Source organism: Streptomyces sp. HUAS TT11, from assembly GCF_051553595.1.
Lineage (GTDB): Bacteria > Actinomycetota > Actinomycetes > Streptomycetales > Streptomycetaceae > Streptomyces.
The window spans coordinates 4,542,337-4,556,730 of sequence record NZ_CP196184.1 but is presented as its reverse complement, the minus strand read 5'-3'; the positions used below and the strand labels follow the sequence as shown (position 1 = coordinate 4,556,730).

14 protein-coding genes are annotated in these 14,394 nt (G+C 71.0%); 7 read left to right on the top strand and 7 right to left on the bottom strand.

Annotated elements, in window-relative coordinates; all coding sequences use genetic code 11:
• Positions 1-123: 123 nt before the first annotated feature.
• Both ACSHXN_RS20340 and ACSHXN_RS20335 read left to right on the top strand, forming a co-directional pair.
• Entirely contained in the window at positions 124-807 is a 684-nt protein-coding gene (locus tag ACSHXN_RS20340) for a GntR family transcriptional regulator (protein ID WP_355128790.1), read from the top strand.
• On the top strand, positions 804-2,120 hold the full coding sequence (locus tag ACSHXN_RS20335; RefSeq protein WP_355128792.1) for an MFS transporter: 1,317 nt from the start codon (positions 804-806) through the stop codon (positions 2,118-2,120). The genes ACSHXN_RS20340 and ACSHXN_RS20335 overlap by 4 nt, the downstream gene beginning before the upstream one ends.
• Positions 2,121-2,220: 100 nt before the next feature.
• On the opposite strand, the gene ACSHXN_RS20330 is transcribed toward ACSHXN_RS20335, so the two are convergent.
• A complete protein-coding gene (locus tag ACSHXN_RS20330; protein ID WP_355128794.1) occupies positions 2,221-3,033 on the bottom strand; it encodes a carbon-nitrogen family hydrolase in 813 nt (270 codons plus the stop codon).
• Between the two features lie 179 nt (positions 3,034-3,212).
• Between ACSHXN_RS20330 and ACSHXN_RS20325 the strand changes: the two genes are divergently transcribed.
• Positions 3,213-4,034, top strand: a complete 822-nt coding sequence (locus ACSHXN_RS20325; RefSeq protein ID WP_355128795.1) for a maleylpyruvate isomerase family mycothiol-dependent enzyme — start codon at positions 3,213-3,215, stop codon at positions 4,032-4,034.
• 110 nt (positions 4,035-4,144) lie between these two features.
• On the opposite strand, the gene ACSHXN_RS20320 is transcribed toward ACSHXN_RS20325, so the two are convergent.
• Both ACSHXN_RS20320 and ACSHXN_RS20315 read right to left on the bottom strand, forming a co-directional pair.
• Positions 4,145-4,639: an LURP-one-related/scramblase family protein gene (locus ACSHXN_RS20320; RefSeq protein WP_059130378.1), complete on the bottom strand. Its 495-nt coding sequence runs from the start codon at positions 4,637-4,639 to the stop codon at positions 4,145-4,147.
• Positions 4,636-5,634: a GlxA family transcriptional regulator gene (locus ACSHXN_RS20315; RefSeq protein ID WP_355128799.1), complete on the bottom strand. Its 999-nt coding sequence runs from the start codon at positions 5,632-5,634 to the stop codon at positions 4,636-4,638. The genes ACSHXN_RS20320 and ACSHXN_RS20315 overlap by 4 nt, the downstream gene beginning before the upstream one ends.
• A gap of 51 nt (positions 5,635-5,685) precedes the next feature.
• Here ACSHXN_RS20315 and ACSHXN_RS20310 point away from each other — a divergent pair, with 51 nt between their 5' ends.
• Complete coding sequence (locus tag ACSHXN_RS20310; protein ID WP_355128801.1) at positions 5,686-6,084, top strand: cupin domain-containing protein; 399 nt, start codon at positions 5,686-5,688, stop codon at positions 6,082-6,084.
• A 118-nt stretch (positions 6,085-6,202) separates the two neighbouring features.
• Here ACSHXN_RS20310 and ACSHXN_RS20305 read toward each other — a convergent pair whose 3' ends face one another.
• Complete coding sequence (locus ACSHXN_RS20305; protein WP_355128803.1) at positions 6,203-6,412, bottom strand: hypothetical protein; 210 nt, start codon at positions 6,410-6,412, stop codon at positions 6,203-6,205.
• A gap of 150 nt (positions 6,413-6,562) precedes the next feature.
• On the opposite strand from ACSHXN_RS20305, the gene ACSHXN_RS20300 reads away from it, so the two are divergent.
• Entirely contained in the window at positions 6,563-8,389 is a 1,827-nt protein-coding gene (locus ACSHXN_RS20300) for a thioredoxin-like domain-containing protein (protein ID WP_438303477.1), read from the top strand.
• Between the two features lie 27 nt (positions 8,390-8,416).
• On the opposite strand, the gene ACSHXN_RS20295 is transcribed toward ACSHXN_RS20300, so the two are convergent.
• From ACSHXN_RS20295 to ACSHXN_RS20285, 3 genes are all read right to left on the bottom strand, one after another.
• On the bottom strand, positions 8,417-8,647 hold the full coding sequence (locus ACSHXN_RS20295) for a DUF6458 family protein (protein ID WP_059130383.1): 231 nt from the start codon (positions 8,645-8,647) through the stop codon (positions 8,417-8,419).
• Positions 8,648-8,744: 97 nt separating this feature from the next.
• Positions 8,745-10,043 carry a M18 family aminopeptidase gene (locus ACSHXN_RS20290; RefSeq protein ID WP_355128807.1) on the bottom strand — a complete coding sequence of 433 codons (1,299 nt, stop codon included), beginning with the start codon at positions 10,041-10,043 and terminating at the stop codon, positions 8,745-8,747.
• Between the two features lie 151 nt (positions 10,044-10,194).
• Positions 10,195-12,021: an acyl-CoA dehydrogenase gene (locus tag ACSHXN_RS20285; protein WP_438306485.1), complete on the bottom strand. Its 1,827-nt coding sequence runs from the start codon at positions 12,019-12,021 to the stop codon at positions 10,195-10,197.
• 143 nt (positions 12,022-12,164) lie between these two features.
• Here ACSHXN_RS20285 and ACSHXN_RS20280 point away from each other — a divergent pair, with 143 nt between their 5' ends.
• The gene (locus ACSHXN_RS20280) at positions 12,165-12,656 is read left to right on the top strand and encodes an SseB family protein (protein WP_059130386.1); all 492 of its coding nucleotides are present in this window, start codon (positions 12,165-12,167) and stop codon (positions 12,654-12,656) included.
• A gap of 681 nt (positions 12,657-13,337) precedes the next feature.
• On the top strand, positions 13,338-14,318 hold the full coding sequence (locus ACSHXN_RS20275) for a pirin family protein (RefSeq protein ID WP_355128811.1): 981 nt from the start codon (positions 13,338-13,340) through the stop codon (positions 14,316-14,318).
• Positions 14,319-14,394: the final 76 nt, after the last annotated feature.

The following is a 14,394-nucleotide window of genomic DNA, read 5'->3' as shown; positions in this document are numbered from 1 at the left end:
CTCGTGAGACTCGTAAGTGGGTCAGATGGATGTGCGGTTGGCGGGGGGATTTTTCGGATGGGGGCGCCGTCCGCATGATGGACGTCCATCGGCATGTGTACGCGTTGTATCTATGATGTGCGCATGCCTTCAGCCCCGTCCGCCGCGCCGGCGCCCGAGAAGCCGTCCGTCAAGCAGCCGCCCGCCGCCGACCGTGTGTACGCCCACGTCAAGAAGGGTGTCCTGGAGCGCCGTTACGAGGGCGGGACGCTGCTCACCGAGGGCGAGCTCGCCGAGGCGGTCGGCGTCTCGAGGACCCCGGTGCGGGAGGCGCTGCTGCGGCTGGAGGTCGAGGGACTGATCAGGCTCTACCCGAAGAAGGGGGCCCTCGTCCTGCCCGTCTCCGCCCAGGAGATCGCGGACGTGGTCGAGACACGCCAGCTCGTCGAGGAGCACGCGGCCCGCAAGGCCGTGCCCGCCCCGGCCGGCCTGATCACCCGCCTGGAGGAACTGCTCGCCCGTCAGAAGGAGCAGGCCGCCGCCGGCGACCTGGCCGCAGCCGCGGTCACGGACCGCGCCTTCCACGCAGAGATCGTGCGCAGCGGCGGCAACGAGATCCTCTCCCGTCTGTACGACCAACTGCGCGACCGCCAGCTGCGGATGGGGGTCGCGGTCATGCACTCGCACCCCGACCGGATCGCCAAGACGCTCACCGAGCACGAGGAGATCCTGGACGCCCTGCGGTCCGGCGACGCCGCGGCGGCCGTCGACATCGTCCACCGCCACGTCAGCTGGTTCTCCCACCTCGCACGGGGTGAGGTGCGATGAGTTCCCGCTCCGTGGGCGCCCGAACCGCGTCGCTGCCCGGCGATCCGCCGGGCGGCCGTCGTGCCGTGGCCGTGTGGGCCGTCGGTGTCTCGGTCTACTTCGTCGCCGTCATCTTCCGCACGTCCCTCGGCGTGGCCGGACTCGACGCCGCGGACCGTTTCCATGTGGGCGCTTCGGCCCTGTCGACCTTCTCCATCCTGCAACTCCTCGTCTACGCGGGCATGCAGATACCCGTCGGCCTGCTGGTGGACCGGCTGGGCACCAAGAAGGTGCTGGCCATCGGGGTCGTCCTGTTCACGGCCGGCCAGGTGGGGTTCGCCCTCTCCCCGTCGTACGGCATGGCGCTCGCCTCGCGTGCGCTGCTCGGCTGCGGCGACGCCATGACCTTCATCAGCGTCCTGCGGCTCGGCACCCGCTGGTTCCCGGCCCGGCGCGGTCCCCTGGTCGCCCAGCTCGCGGGTCTGGTGGGCATGGCGGGCAACCTGGTCTCGACCCTGGTGCTGGCCCGGCTGCTGCACGGGGTGGGCTGGACCGCGGCGTTCGGCGGCAGCGCGCTCGCCGGAGCGGTCGTCTTCGTGCTGCTTCTGGTCTTCCTCAGGGACCACCCCGAGGGGTACGAGCCGGAGCCGTTCCCGCACCACGGCTCGGCTTACGTGCGGCGGCAGATCGTCGCGTCCTGGAAGGAGCCGGGCACCCGCCTCGGCATGTGGGTCCACTTCACGACGCAGTTCCCGGCGATGGTGTTCCTGCTGCTGTGGGGCCTGCCGTTCCTGGTCGAGGCCCAGGGCCTGTCCAGGGCGACGGCCGGTGACCTGCTGACGCTCGTGGTGCTGTCGAACATGGTGGTCGGACTGGTCTACGGGCAGATCGTCGCCCGGCACCACGCGGCACGGCTGCCGCTGGCGCTCGGGACGGTCGGCGCCACGGCGGCCGTCTGGGCGGCGACGCTCGCCTACCCGGGCCCGCACGCGCCGACGTGGCTGCTGATCGTGCTGTGCACGGTGCTCGGGGCCTGCGGCCCGGCCTCCATGCTCGGCTTCGACTTCGCCCGCCCGGCGAACCCGCCGGAGCGTCAGGGCACGGCCTCCGGCATCACCAACATGGGCGGTTTCGTGGCCTCCATGACGACGCTGCTGGCGATCGGTGTGCTCCTGGACGCCACCGGCGACAACTACACCGTGGCGTTCTGCACGGTGTTCGTCCTCCAGGCGCTGGGGCTCAGCCAGATCCTGCGGTTGCGCGAACAGGCGGCGCGCCGGGAGCGCGAGCGGCTGGTGGCGAGCCGGGTGGAGACGGTGCACGTACCGGCCTAGGTGTGCTGTCCGGGCCGGTCGGTCACGCGGCCGGCCGGTGATCGGCCGCCGGTGCCGGGGCGCGGGCGGCGCGGACGCCGCCCGCTCGCGGAACGTCCCGTCAGCGGTGCGGGCGGTCCAGGCCCAGCACCCGGTCCTTCAGCGCCGGGAACTGGTCCCGGGTGGTCGCGACCTTCGCCGGGTCGAACTCCACCGTGAGGATCTCCTCGTCGGCCCCCGCCTCCCCGAGGACCTCGCCCCAGGGATCCACCACGATCGAGTGACCCGCCTGCGGAACCCCGGCGTGCGTGCCGGCCGTTCCGCAGGCGAGGACGTACGCCTGGTTCTCGACCGCCCGCGCCTGTGCCAGCAGCGTCCAGTGGGACCGGCGGCGCTCGGGCCATCCCGCGGGGATCACCAGCGTCTCGGCCCCCGCGTCCACGAGCGAGCGGAACAGCTCGGGGAAGCGCAGGTCGTAGCAGGTGGCCACGCCGAGCGTCGTCTCCGGCAGACGCACCGTCACCGTCTCGGTGCCCGCGCCCATCAGCACGGCCTCGCCCTTGTCGAAGCCGAAGCGGTGGATCTTGCGGTAGAAGGCGGCCGGCTCACCGGAGGGGGAGAAGACGAGCGAGGTGTTGTACAGGGGGCCGTCGTCCGCGCCGCCCGCGGACGCGCCCCGCTCCGGGATCGACCCGGCGTGCAGCCACACGCCCGCGTCCCTCGCCGCCTCGGCCATCGCCTCGTACGTCGGCCCCCGGAGCGGCTCGGCCTCGGTTCCGAACCGCTCGTAGGCGAACGCCCCGGTCGTCCACAGCTCGGGCAGCACCACCAGATCGACTCCGGCTTGATCGCGCACCAGAGCCGCGGCGCGACGGCGACGCGAATCGACCGATTCGTCGTCGTCTACCCGGAATTGGATGAGGGAGGCGCGCACACTACCACCGTCCTGGCATTCGAGCCGTCTCTTCGGGCCTACGATCGTCACACGAAAGCACTGCCGGGGTGCCTCACAGCAGCGTAACTTAACGTTCCGAGACACCCGCCGACAGTCGCCGCCCGTCGACACTGCCGCACCAACCGCCCGTGCACCGACCGCCCGAGGGGTCCCGTTCCGTGAGTCTGCATCCCACTCTCCAGCCCTACGCCGACGCTTGGACCCACTCCATCGAAGCGATATCCGAACTGGTTCAGCCGCTGGTCGAAGGCGAATGGAACCGCAGGACCCCCTGCCCCGGCTGGTCGGTGCGCGACATCGTCTCCCATGTGATCGGCATGGACTGCGAGATGCTCGGCGACCCGCGGCCGATCCACACGCTCCCGCGCGACCTGTTCCACGTCACGAACGAGCACCAGCGCTACATGGAGATGCAGGTCGACGTCCGCCGCCATCACACGGCACCGGAGATGACCTCCGAGCTGGAGTACACGATCATCCGCCGCAACCGTCAGCTGCGGAACGAGACACGGGACCCGGGGGCCAAGGTGCGCGGTCCGCTCGGCACCGAGCAGACCCTCGAAGAGGCCATGCGGTACCGCGCGTTCGACGTATGGGTGCACGAGCAGGACCTGCGGGCGGCCCTCGGCCGGCCGGGGAACCTGGACTCGCCCGGCGCGTACATCACGCGGGACGAACTGCTGGCCGCACTGCCGAAGGTGGTCGAGGAGGCCGGGGCGCCCGCCGGTTCGGCGACCGTCTTCGACGTCCACGGCCCCGTCGAGTTCCTGCGGACGGTCCGGCTCGACGCGGAGGGCCGCGGCTCGATCGACGGCGCGCCCTCCCTCGGCCCCGCGGTGTCGCTCACGCTCGACTGGGAGACCTATGTCCGACTCGCCTGCGGTCGCGTCCCCGCGGACGTCGTGGCGGACCGCATCAAGGCCGAGGGGGACCCGGAACTCACGGCGGCGATCTTCCTGGCGTTCGCGGTGACGAAGTGAGGCAGGGGGGCCGGCCCTGAAGGGGGCCGGTTCCCGGGCAGGCCGCAGGAGGGCACCGGACCGACCCGGTGCCGTCCGTCCGTCCCGGCAGCACCCTGCGGCCGGACCGCTCAGTCCTCCTCGCGCTCCTTCTCGGCCAGGTGGATCACGCACACGGCCACCGCGATCAGCAGGGCCGGGTCCAGGTCCTCGCGCACGATGTCGACGCCGTACGTCTCCCGGACGTGCAGCCAGCGGCGGGAGATCTGCGCGAGCAGCTCCTCGTCGTAGTCGATGGCGAACTCGCGGTCGAGGATCTTGCCGCTGACGTCGAGTTCCGAGCCGTCCGCCAGCGAGACGCGGTAGTGGTTGCGCAGCAGGGACAGCCGCTTGCGCTTGATCCTGGCCAGCGGTTCGCCGTCACGTTCGATGATCATCGTGTCGCGCAGGGCGAACATCTTCTGGTGGATGTCGATCAGGACCCGCCCCTGCGTGTCCTTCAGTTCGAAGGTGTCCCGCAGTCGCATCGCCTTGCCGTCGACCAGGAAGACCTTGTTGCCGTGCTGGTCCTCGATCCAGTAGTCGTCACCGAAGCCGAGGAGCCGGTCGCGTACGAGGAATCTCATACGAGAAGGGCTTCCCCCGTGGCCGGTCCGAAACGCCGCCGGTAGGCCGACGGGCTGAGTCCGGTCTCGCGCCGGAGACGTGCCCGCAGGTTGGCGGCCGTGCCGAGGCCGCTGCGCGTCGCGACCACGTCAAGCCGCGCCTCCCCCCGTTCGATCAGCCGGCAGGCGAGGGCGACACGCTCGCCGGTCAGCCAGGCCAGCGGAGTGGTGCCCAGCTGGGCGCGGAAGCGGCGGTGCAGGGTGGCGGTGCTCACCGCGGCGCGCGCCGCGAGGCCGGCGACGGTGAGCGGTTCGGCCAGATGTTCCTGCGTCCAGGCCAGAAGCGGTGCCAGCGACTCGTCCGGCACCTCGGGCACCGGCCGCTCCACGAACTGCCGCTGTCCGCCGTCGCGGTGCGCCGCGAAGACCAGCCGGCGGGATACGGCGTTGGCGACCTCGGCTCCGTGGTCGCGGCGCACGACGTGCAGCGCGAGGTCCAGGGCCGACGCGCTGCCGGAGGCGGTGAGGATGTCGCCGTCGTCCACGAAGAGCACGTCCGGCTCCAACTCGACCTGGGGGAACCGCGCCCGGAACGACGCGCCCCACATCCAGTGGCAGGCCGCGCGCCGCCCGTCGAGCAGCCCGGCCTCGGCGAGGGTGAAGGCGCCGGAGCAGAAACCGATCAGCCGTGCTCCCCGTGCGTGCGCCCCGCGTACGGCGTCCAGGACCTCCGGCGAGCGCGGGGTGTCGGTGTCGGGCCGGTTCGGCACGATCAGTGTGTCCGCGTCGTCGACGGCCTCGAGGCCCGCGACGCCGGTCAGTGAGAAGAAGCCGTCCCGCATCCGGGTCGTCGGCGCCGCCGCGCACAACCGGAAGTCGTAGAGCCTGCGGCCCAGCTCGGGCCGCTCGAGCCCGAAGACCTCGATGGCGCAGCTCATCTCGAAGGGGTTCGAGTTCTCGTCCACGACCAGGACGACCCGGTGCACGGACGACGCCTGAGAGGATCCTTGCGGCATATGCGATTTCTAGCACTCGTGCGGGCCGGGGAACACCCGCACGATGGCGGCATGGAACCCAAGGAACCCGTCTCCCTCGCCGCGGCCCTCGCCTCCTTCACCGAGCTGTGGAGCCCGCGCATCGTCACCGCCGTCAACGACTACGACGTCCGCGTCGCCAAGGTCGAGGGCGAGCACCTCTGGCACACGCACGACCACACCGACGAGTTCTTCCTCGTCCTGGACGGCGAACTGAGCATCGCGCTGCGCGAGCCGGCCGGCGAGCGCACTGTCACGCTGCCCCGGGGCTCGGTCTTCACCGTCCCCCGGGGTACGGCGCACAAGCCGTCCGCCCCCGCCGGCGCCTCCATCCTCATGTTCGAGCCGACCGGGACCGTGACGGTCGGCGACCGCCACGAGGAGATCCCCGGCCATGTGGACGCGACCACGGGGCACCCGCTGGCCCGATGAGTCCCAGGGCCGGCGGCCCTGGCCCTGGTGACGCCGACGAGTCCCCCGCCGGACCGCGGGGGACTCGCCCGGACACCGCGAGTGGGGCCACCGGCGGAGCCCGGGGCCGGGACAGGGCCTACCGATAGCCCTGCTGCGTGTCGTCATCGTCGTCGTCCCACGACGTGCGACCGTCACCGCGCTCACGGCGCAGGTCGGGGTCCGAGGCGTCGGACCCGCCCGGGTCCTGCTCGTGCCCGTCCCGGTCGCGCGACCCTTCGCCGGAGATCTCGCCGTACTCGCGTGCGCGGTCCCGGCGGGGCATCTGGTCGTCGATGTCTCGTGGCATGGAACTGCTCCCTTGCGATGACCCCCCTGTCTGGGTCGAGCATCTCCCGGTGACCGCACGACCGCATCCGGTGGACGGGCGTGTACGCACGGTCACCGAAGTTGTCCACAGGCTCCGCGGTGATCTCGCCCCGGATGGCACTCTTGACCCATGAACCACTCCGCACCGCGTCGCGTCCGTGTCCGTGCCCCCGAGCTGATCGGCAAGGGTGGCTGGCTGAACACGGGCGGTGAGCAGTACACCCTCGCCGACCTGCGAGGACGTATCGTCATCCTCGATTTCTGGACGTTCTGCTGCATCAACTGCCTGCACGTCCTGGACGAGCTGCGCGAGCTGGAGGAGAAGCATCGCGACACCGTGGTGATCATCGGCGTGCACTCCCCGAAGTTCGTCCACGAGGCGGAGCACCAGGCGGTGGTGGACGCCGTCGAGCGGTACGGAGTGGAGCACCCCGTCCTCGACGACCCCGAACTCGCCACGTGGAAGCAGTACGCCGTCCGCGCGTGGCCGACGCTCGTGGTCATCGACCCCGAGGGCTATGTGGTCGCCCAGCACGCGGGGGAGGGGCATGCGCACGCGATAGCGCGGCTCGTTGCCGAGCTGGAGGAGGAGCACGCGGCCAAGGGCACCCTGCGCCGCGGCGACGGGCCGTACGTGGCGCCGGAGCCCAGCCCCACATCCCTGCGCTTCCCGGGCAAGGCGCTTCTGCTGCCGTCCGGGACGTTCCTGGTCAGCGACACCACCCGGCACCAGCTGGTGGAGCTGGCTGCGGACGGGGAGGAGGTCGTCCGCCGGATCGGGTCGGGCGCGCGGGGCTTCGCGGACGGCCCGGCGGATGCGGCGGCCTTCAGCGAACCGCAGGGACTCGCGCTGCTGGACGACGGGGCGGTGGTCGTCGCCGACACCGTGAACCACGCGCTGCGCCGACTGGACCTGGCGACCGGCGAGGTCACCACCCTGGCGGGCACCGGCAGGCAGTGGTGGCAGGGTTCGCCCACGTCCGGTCCCGCCCGGGAGGTGGACCTCTCCTCACCGTGGGACGTGGCGGTCTTCGGCGGCCGGGTCTGGATCGCGATGGCCGGTGTGCACCAACTGTGGACGTACGACCCGGAGTCGGCCTCGGTCGCGGTGGCGGCCGGGACCACCAACGAGGGGCTGGTGGACGGCCCGGGCGACGAGGCCTGGTTCGCCCAGCCCTCCGGGCTCGCGGTCTCCACCGACGGGGAGCGGCTGTGGCTGGCGGACTCCGAGACGAGCGCCCTGCGCTGGGTGGACCGGGACGGCGCGGTCCGCACGGCCGTCGGCACGGGGCTCTTCGACTTCGGGCACCGCGACGGCGCGGCGGAGCAGGCGCTGCTCCAGCACCCGTTGGGCGTGACCGCCCTGCCGGACGGCTCGGTGGCGGTCAGCGACACCTACAACCACGCCCTGCGTCGCTACGATCCGGCCACCGGCGAGGTGAGCACGCTGGCGACGGATCTGCGGGAGCCCTCGGACGCGGTGCTCGTCGGCGAGGACATCGTGGTCGTGGAGTCGGCCCGCCACCGGCTGACCCGGCTGCGGCTGCCCGAGGAGGCGGTCCAGGTCGCCTCGGTCGCCCACCGCACCCAGCGGGCGGCGACCGAGGTGGCGCCGGGCGGGCTGCGGCTGGATGTGATCTTCCAGGCTCCGGCCGGTCAGAAGCTCGACACCCGCTACGGCCCCTCGACCCGGCTGCTGGTCTCCTCGACCCCGCCCGAGCTGCTGCTCAAGGGCGAGGGAGCGGACACGGACCTCTCGCGTGAGCTGGAGCTGAACCCGGCCGTGTCCGAGGGCGTCCTGCACGTCTCGGCGATGGCCGCGTCCTGCGACGACGATCCCGCCAACGAGTACCCGGCGTGCCACGTCCACCAGCAGGACTGGGGAGTCCCCGTCCGTCTGACACAGGGCGGAGCGGAGCGGCTTCCCCTGGTGCTGGCGGGCATGGACGCGGAGTAGTACCCGACGGGCCGGGCGGGTCCGGGGTCAGAGCCCGTACCCGTCCCGGGGGTGGTGCCGCTCCTCCTCGACGACCGGTGGCGGCACCACGACCCGCCTGCGGCGGTAGATGCTGCTGAACGTGGCCACCCCTATCAGGCCGACGATCATGCAGATGACTCCGACCAGTTGAAGGTCGACGCCCTGCATGTGCCAGTCGGTCGCGAACGCGAGGATGGCCCCCACGGCGATCAGGATGATGCATCCGCCCAGGCCCATGTCTCCTGCCCTCCCTGCGGGGCCGGCCCTTCCGGCCCCGGACCCGGGTACCCGGGTCCGGGGTGGGCATGCGCGGCGGCGGGCGCGGCTCCGTTCCTCACCCCTCCAGGAACGCCACCAGCGCGTTCGCCAGCATGTGGGGGTCGTCCGCGCCGCACAACTCGCGGGTGCTGTGCATGGACAGGATCGCCGCGCCGATGTCGACGGTGCGGATGCCGTGGCGGGCCGCGGTGATGGGGCCGATGGTCGTGCCGCAGGGCATCGAGTTGTTCGACACGAAGGACTGGAAGGGCACGTTCGCCTTCTCGCAGGCCGCGGCGAAGACGGCCCGGCCCGAACCGTCCGTGGCGTAGCGGTTGTTGACGTTCACCTTGAGGATGGGGCCGCCGTTGGCGCGGGGGTGGTGGGTCGGGTCGTGCCGCTCCGCGTAGTTGGGGTGGACGGCGTGCCCGGTGTCGGAGGACAGGCAGACCGAGCCGGCGAAGGCACGGGCCCGGTCCTCGTACGTGCCGCCGCGGGCGAACACCGAGCGCTCCAGCACCGATCCGAGCAGCGGGCCGTCGGCACCCGTGTCCGACTGGGAGCCGTTCTCCTCGTGGTCGAAGGCCGCGAGCACCGGGATGTACGACAGCCCGGCGTCGGAGGCGGCCACGCCCGCCAGTGCCGCGGTGGCCGCGTGCACCGACAGCAGGTTGTCCATGCGCGGCCCCGCCACCAGGTCCTTGTCGCGGCCCAGGTAGGCCGGCGGCTCGACGGAGTGGGTCATCAGGTCCCAGCCCGTCACCTCGCCCGCGGCCAGGCCGAACTCCTCCTCCAGGAAGGCGATCAGGTCCCCGTCCCGCACGTCGTCGGCCAGACCCCAGACGGGCTGGAGGTGGCGCTGCTTGTCGAGCTTCAGCCCGTCGGCGGAGACCGAGCGGTCCAGGTGGATGGCCAGCTGCGGCACGCGCAGCAGCGGTCTGTCGACGTTCACCAGGCGGGTGGAGCCGTCGCGCAGGGACAGCCGGCCCGAGAGGCCGAGGTCGCGGTCCAGCCAGGAGTTGAGCAGGGGGCCGCCGTAGATCTCCACGGCGATCTGCCGCCAGCCGTGCGCACCGCTGTCCGGCCGCGGCTTCACCCGAAGGTTCGGGGAGTCGGTGTGCGCGCCCATGATCCGGAACGGCGTGTGGGCTTCGGCACCCTCGGGGACGTACCACGCGATGATCGCGCCCCCGCGCAGCACGTACCTGCCGCCGCTCGTACCGTCCCACGCATCCGTCTCGGCGACCTGGCGGAAGCCCGCCTTCTCCAGCCGCTCGGCGGCGTGCGCCACGGCGTGGTACGGCGATGGGCTCGCCGCCAGGAAGGACATGAGGTCGTCGGTGTGGCCGCGGTCGAAGCGGAGGCTTGTGCTCATGTGTTCACCTTAACGACGGACGAGGGCCCGCTCCCGGTGATCGGGAGCGGGCCCTCGTAAGGGGGATGTGGAGAGTCGGGGTTCCGGACGGGCCGGAGCGCCTGCGGGCCCGCGCGGACGCCGCGGGCGACGGGACCGGGCCGGCGGCGTCCTAGAAGGCGGCCTCGTCCAGCTCCATGAGGTCCAGGTCCACGCCTTCGGCCACCTTGCGGGCCAGCGTCACGCCCGGCAGGACGTTGGCCGCGAAGAACTTCGCCGCCGCGATCTTGCCGGTGTAGAACGCCTTGTCCCTCGTGGAGGCCGTCTGAAGCTTCTCGGCGGCGACCGAGGCACCCCTCAGCAGGAGGTAGCCGACGATGACGTCGCCGGAGGCCAGCAGCAGGCGGGTGGTGTTGAGCCCCACCTTGTAGATGTTCTTGACGTCCTTCTCGGTGGCGGCGAGGTCGGTCAGCATCAGGCCGACGATGGCCTCCAGCTCGACGGCCGCCTTGGCCAGGTGCTCGCGGGCACCTGCCAGATCCTCGCCACCCGTGCCGAGTGCCAGGAACTTCTTGATGTCCTCGGCGAGGGAGTTCAGTGCCGCGCCCTGGTTGCGGACGATCTTCCGGAAGAAGAAGTCCTGGCCCTGGATGGCGGTGGTGCCCTCGTACAGGGTGTCGATCTTGGCGTCGCGGATGTACTGCTCGATCGGGTACTCCTGCAGGAAGCCGGAGCCGCCGAAGGTCTGCAGGGACTGGGCGAGCTGCTCGTAGCCCTTCTCGGAGCCGTATCCCTTGACGATCGGCAGGAGCAGGTCGTTCAGGGCGTGCTCGGCGGAGGCGTCCTCGCCGTTCGCCTCCTTGACCGCGATCGCGTCCTGGACGGAGGCGGTGTGCAGGACGAGGGCGCGCATGCCCTCCGCGTAGGCCTTCTGCGTCATCAGCGAGCGGCGCACGTCGGGGTGGTGCGTGATGGTGACCTTGGGCGCGGCCTTGTCCATGAAGTTGGCCAGATCCGTACCCTGCACGCGCTCCTTGGCGTACTCGAGCGCGTTCAGGTAGCCGGTGGACAGCGTGGAGATCGCCTTCGTGCCGACCATCATGCGGGCGAACTCGATGATGCGGAACATCTGGCGGATGCCGTCGTGCTTGTCGCCGATCAGCCAGCCCTTGGCCGGGTGGCGGTCGCCGAAGGTCATCTCGCAGGTGTTGGAGGCCTTCAGGCCCATCTTGTGCTCGACGTTGGTGGCGTACACGCCGTTGCGCTCGCCCAACTCGCCGGTCTCGAAGTCGAAGAGGTACTTCGGGACGAGGAAGAGGGACAGACCCTTGGTGCCGGGGCCGGCACCCTCGGGACGGGCGAGGACGTAGTGGAGGATGTTCTCCTCCATGTCGTGCTCACCGGAGGTGATGAACCGCTTCACGCCCTCGATGTGCCAGGAGCCGTCCTCCTGCTGGACGGCCTTGGCCCGCCCGGCGCCCACGTCCGAGCCGGCGTCCGGCTCGGTGAGCACCATGGTGGAGCCCCAGGTCCTGTCGACGGCGATCCGGGCGATCTTCTTCTGGACCTCGTTGCCCTCCTCGAAGAGGATGCGGGCGAACGCCGGGCCGGAGGAGTACATCCAGATCGCCGGGTTCGAGCCGAGGACCAGCTCCGCGTACGACCAGATCAGCGACGGAGGGGTGGCGGTGCCGCCGATCTCCTCCGGCAGTCCGAGGCGCCAGTACTCGGCGTCCATGAAGGCTTTGTAGCTCTTCTTGAAGGACGCCGGGACGGGCGCGGTGTTCGTCTCGGGATCGAAGACCGGCGGGTTGCGGTCGGCGTCGATGAAGGACTCCGCCAGCTCGTTCTCGGACAGGCGGGTGAGCTCCGCGAGGACGCTCTTGGCGGTGTCCGGGTCCATCTCCGCGAACGGACCGGTGCCGTACAGCTTGTCGCGCCCGAGCACCTCGAAGAGGTTGAACTCGATGTCGCGGAGATTCGACTTGTAGTGCCCCATGGCGACGGCTCCGTAGCGGGATCGGCGAGGCACTGTCTCCTCGCATCTGGTTCACATACCAACTAGTAGCTCCGATGATGCTACCCGTCGGTAATAAGAATCAACCCCTCATGGCCCTGATGTGGCCCACTACTCTTTGGGGCATGTACGGCTACCAGAACACGGGCGCGCAGCAGCAGTACGCCTCGGCGCAGCAGCAGATGCCCGGGCAGCAGATGCCGGGCGGGCAGATGCCCGGCGGGTACGGCCAGCAGCCCCCGCTGTACCCCGAGCCGTCCCCGCCGTCGCTCGCGGACGCGGTCCGGGCGTTCACCACCGGATCGATGTCGGCCGAGGACTTCCAGCAGATCCTCGCCACGTCCAAGGTGTACTGCCCGCGCGGCGACAACCCGGGATTCCTGGCGCTGCACAACACCCAGCAGCCCGTGATCCCCATGTTCACCTCGCTCAAGGAGCTGCGCCGGTACGCCGGCAAGGAGTCGAAGTACTTCGTGATCACCGGGGCCGAGGTGATCGATCTGCTGCCGACCGGGTACGGGTTCGTCCTCGACATGGAGGGTGAGCACCGGATGGTCTTCGACGCGAAGGCGGTCGAGCAGATGGTGGAGTTCGCGATGCGGCGGATGTACGGCTAGGGCCTGCCGTTCGGATCATGCCGGCGTCGCGGGGCGCCACCGCTTCACCGACGGCTGGACACCCGCTCCTCGGCTGGACACCCGCTCCACGCCGACGACGGGTCGCCGTTGCCGTGCGGGCGGCCGGGCGCATGTGCCGCGTATGTCCGACGCCCATGTCCGGCCGTGAGCCGTATGCCTCGGCCGCACGGACGGCCGATCTCCCGGACCGTGCTGCTCCCGGCCGCAGGGTGATCCCCGCCATTTTTGTCACGGGCATGACATAGAGTTCCCTCCGGCGGCCGCGCCCGCATGCCGACCGACCCTCACGCGGTGGTGTCCGCGTGTCGCGCGGCGCCCTCGTCTCCCGGCGATCCCGGGATCTCTTGCGGGGGTTCCAGCACTGTGCGTGTGCGCAGCACCTCGGCCGCGACGGCGCTCGCGGTCCTCATCCGGTTCGGTCGCGCCGAGCGCGGCCGCGGCGGGATCCGCCCCGGCCGGGCCGGCCCTGCTCGGTGGACTCCGAGGCCCGGCGGCACCGTGAACTCCACGGTGTGTGGCGCCCGGAAGTGCCTGTACTTCACCAAGTGACACACCGGTGCGGCGACGGGAGCCCGGAGGGAATTCCCTCCGGGCTTTCCGTGTTCCGGGTGGCAGAAAGTTCAACCATCAACTAAAGTAAGAGCACAAGGAGGTACCGACATGCCTGCAGTGACCGTCGAAAACCCGCTGACCCTGCCCCGCGTGGTCGCTTCGGCCGACGCGGTGGCCCGACCCGTGCTCGGTGTCACGACCGCACCCAGCGGTTTCGAGGGCGAGGGCTTCCCGGTCCGTCGCGCCTTCGCCGGGATCCATTACCGCCACCTCGACCCGTTCATCATGATGGACCAGATGGGCGAGGTGGAGTACGCGCCGGGCGAGCCCAAGGGCACCCCGTGGCACCCCCACCGCGGCTTCGAAACCGTCACCTACATCATCGACGGGATCTTCGACCACCAGGACTCCCAGGGCGGTGGTGGCACCATCACCAACGGCGACACCCAGTGGATGACCGCCGGTTCGGGCCTGCTGCACATCGAGGCCCCGCCGGAGTCGCTGGTCATGTCCGGCGGCCTGTTCCACGGCATCCAGCTCTGGGTCAACCTGCCCGCCAAGGACAAGATGATGGCCCCGCGCTACCAGGACATCCGCGGCGGCCAGGTGCAGCTTCTGACGACCCCCGACGGGGGCGCGCTGCTGCGCGTCATCGCCGGTGAGCTGGACGGCCACAAGGGCCCGGGCATCACGCACACCCCGATCACCCTGGTCCACGCGACCGTGGCGCCGGGCGCGGAGGTCACCCTGCCCTGGCGCGAGGACTTCAACGGCCTCGCGTACGTCCTGGCCGGACGGGGCACCGTGGGCGCGGAGCGGCGGCCGATCCACGTCGGCCAGACCGCCGTGTTCGGAGCGGGCTCCTCGCTGACCGTCCGCGCGGACGAGAAGCAGGACTCGAACACGCCGGACCTGGAGGTCGTCCTGCTGGGCGGGCAGCCGATCCGTGAGCCGATGGCGCACTACGGTCCGTTCGTGATGAACACCCGTGAGGAGCTGCAGCAGGCCTTCGAGGACTTCCAGAAGGGCCGGCTCGGCACGGTCCCCGCGGTGCACGGGATGACCGAGAGCGGTCCGCAGGGCTCCTGACCACGAGCCGCGCGGCCGAGCGGGCCTGACGCCGCGTCACCCGGGCGGGCCGTCCGCACAGGACAGCCCGCCCTCG

Excerpts from the sequence above, each read along its gene's own strand:
- ACSHXN_RS20340 (WP_355128790.1), top strand. The coding sequence starts at position 124 with ATGCCTTCAGCCCCGTCCGCCGCGCCGGCGCCCGAGAAGCCGTCCGTC.
- ACSHXN_RS20335 (WP_355128792.1), top strand. The coding sequence starts at position 804 with ATGAGTTCCCGCTCCGTGGGCGCCCGAACCGCGTCGCTGCCCGGCGAT.
- ACSHXN_RS20320 (WP_059130378.1), bottom strand. The coding sequence starts at position 4,639 with ATGAGATTCCTCGTACGCGACCGGCTCCTCGGCTTCGGTGACGACTAC.
- ACSHXN_RS20315 (WP_355128799.1), bottom strand. The coding sequence starts at position 5,634 with ATGCCGCAAGGATCCTCTCAGGCGTCGTCCGTGCACCGGGTCGTCCTG.
- ACSHXN_RS20310 (WP_355128801.1), top strand. The coding sequence starts at position 5,686 with ATGGAACCCAAGGAACCCGTCTCCCTCGCCGCGGCCCTCGCCTCCTTC.
- ACSHXN_RS20305 (WP_355128803.1), bottom strand. The coding sequence starts at position 6,412 with ATGCCACGAGACATCGACGACCAGATGCCCCGCCGGGACCGCGCACGC.
- ACSHXN_RS20300 (WP_438303477.1), top strand. The coding sequence starts at position 6,563 with ATGAACCACTCCGCACCGCGTCGCGTCCGTGTCCGTGCCCCCGAGCTG.
- ACSHXN_RS20295 (WP_059130383.1), bottom strand. The coding sequence starts at position 8,647 with ATGGGCCTGGGCGGATGCATCATCCTGATCGCCGTGGGGGCCATCCTC.
- ACSHXN_RS20290 (WP_355128807.1), bottom strand. The coding sequence starts at position 10,043 with ATGAGCACAAGCCTCCGCTTCGACCGCGGCCACACCGACGACCTCATG.
- ACSHXN_RS20285 (WP_438306485.1), bottom strand. The coding sequence starts at position 12,021 with ATGGGGCACTACAAGTCGAATCTCCGCGACATCGAGTTCAACCTCTTC.
- ACSHXN_RS20280 (WP_059130386.1), top strand. The coding sequence starts at position 12,165 with ATGTACGGCTACCAGAACACGGGCGCGCAGCAGCAGTACGCCTCGGCG.
- ACSHXN_RS20275 (WP_355128811.1), top strand. The coding sequence starts at position 13,338 with ATGCCTGCAGTGACCGTCGAAAACCCGCTGACCCTGCCCCGCGTGGTC.